This window comes from Mesobacillus sp. (genome assembly GCF_049588175.1).
Classification (GTDB): Bacteria; Bacillota; Bacilli; order Bacillales; family Cytobacillaceae; genus Mesobacillus.
Genome location: NZ_JBAVFI010000543.1, coordinates 1 through 1,970 on the forward strand (window position 1 = coordinate 1; position 1,970 = coordinate 1,970).

The window sequence follows — 1,970 nt, forward strand, 5'->3', positions numbered from 1 at the left end:
ATTCCCTGCTGGGCAAGTGACCATACTTGATTTTTAATGATATCGTGGATTTGCTTTTTTCCTGTATTAAAAGAAGATCGTTTTTCCAGGACTGAATCATTGACTAGCAATTCTTCTTCAAGTACTTTCAGCTTTTTTTTGATCTGATAAAGATCTTGAATCTGCTGGATTGTCAGCTGATCAATTTCCTCGCGCAGTTCCTTATACGGATCTTTTAAAAAGAAAGAAAGTATGAAAAGGATAGCGGCCAAGGCAATCAGGCTTAATATTATGTAGCCCATCTGTGATACCTCCCGAGCTGTAATTAAAACACATAAAGTTAGTGTACCATTCCACATTCGAAATTTCGATTTTTATTTTTTTCCTGAAAAAAAATGATAGTTTTGTCATAATATGATTTCCAGTCGTTGTAAAGCATGTCGATTATAGACCATATTTGTAATACATATTAACTATAGAAAATTATTTGCCCATTCTTCCGCTGATAAAGCAATAAGGTGCAAATTACGACAATTTGCGTTCATTGTAGCAAGGTAGTTAAAATGCTAACATAAATTTATAGAATACATTATCAATATTAGCAATAAACTATTAATTTGGGGGTGCAGTTTGGTGACGTACAAAAATTGTTCAACTTGGGAATCAGACCATCTTGCTGCGCGAATCCTTTCGCCTGACAAGCTGTTTGTTTTTTGGCAGCTGCAGGATGAAAAATTGAAGTTCATGTCTGATTATTTCAATCTTCCAGAAGCAAAGATTGTTAAATCATTGCGATTGTTTGAGATTACTTCTGCTAATGGTACTAGAACGCAAACACTGTGCATCCATGAAGTGATTTTAAGGCAAGGAATATCAAGCTGGCTATATAAAGGTATAAGTGAAAAACGGAATTATGTCGTTGAGCTTGGAATCAAGCGCAATGAGGAAGATTTTTTTCCATTGCTGAGATCAAATCCAATTATATTAAATGTTAAATCGATAACTCCTGAACGTCGTGATCTTCCTGAGAAATCACCTGAATGGGTTGGACATGTAAGTACGTACACGTATTATGAGAACCTCGAAGGGAGCAGCAAGAAGTGATTCAGAGGAAAGAAACAGAACTAAAGAAAACCATTCTTATGCTCTCATGGGAGTATCCTCCCCATATTGTAGGCGGTCTTGCGAGACATGTTCATGCACTTTCCATCGAGCTTGTGAAAAGGAATTATGAAATCCATGTTATTTCTTCAAGGCCACATGGTGCACCCGGCTATGAAAAGAAGGATGGAGTGCACATCCATCGGGTAGCTCCCTTAAATGACCAGGATTCAAATTTCATTTCATGGATTGGCGGCTTGAATTTGGCAGCAGCCAACATAGGGCTTTCCATTGCACGGGATACCATCGTGGATATGGTCCATACTCATGATTGGATGACAGGTCCTGCAGCAGAATTATTAAGTAAATCCTTAGGGATTCCACTTGCCGCTACAATCCATGGCACGGAATATGGACGGAACAAAGGAATCTTTACCGAGCTGCAGCAATTTGTTTTTGACAAGGAAAAGGCGCTTGCCCATTCATCAGATAAGGTAATTGTATGCAGTGCCTATATGGCAGACGAGATCAAGCAATTATTTGGAGTTCCAGAATCTAAGATTTCAGTTATTCCAAATGGATCAATAATCGAAGAAACGGGTCTTCCAGTAATAGATGTTGAAGAAGTATATCCTTTTATTAAAGGAAAGAAGGTTATCTTTTCGATTGGAAGAATCGTTAAAGAGAAAGGCTTTGAGACATTGATAAAGGCAGCATCAATGATGAAAGAAACCAATCCGAATTTGTGCTTTGTGATTGCGGGAAATGGTCCATTACTAGAATCCTATAGGCAGAAGGTTAAAAAAATGTCATTAGAAGATTCAGTTTATTTTATTGGCTTTATTCAGGAAGGAATTCGAAAAGGGTTTTTGATGAGAGCTGATTTGACC

At 37.6% G+C, this 1,970-nt stretch carries 3 protein-coding genes; 2 read left to right on the plus strand and 1 reads right to left on the minus strand.

Going from position 1 to position 1,970, the window contains the following annotated elements; all coding sequences use genetic code 11:
- A partial coding sequence (locus WB217_RS13335; protein WP_423993703.1) for a hypothetical protein occupies positions 1–281 on the minus strand: 281 nt, incomplete at its 3' end.
- Between the two features lie 331 nt (positions 282–612).
- Here WB217_RS13335 and WB217_RS13340 point away from each other — a divergent pair.
- Together WB217_RS13340 and WB217_RS13345 are read left to right on the plus strand one after the other, a co-directional pair.
- Positions 613–1,083 carry a DUF4912 domain-containing protein gene (locus tag WB217_RS13340; protein WP_423993704.1) on the plus strand — a complete coding sequence of 157 codons (471 nt, stop codon included), beginning with the start codon at positions 613–615 and terminating at the stop codon, positions 1,081–1,083.
- On the plus strand, positions 1,080–1,970 hold an 891-nt coding region (locus tag WB217_RS13345; protein ID WP_423993705.1), incomplete at its 3' end, for a glycosyltransferase family 4 protein. The genes WB217_RS13340 and WB217_RS13345, both read left to right, overlap by 4 nt.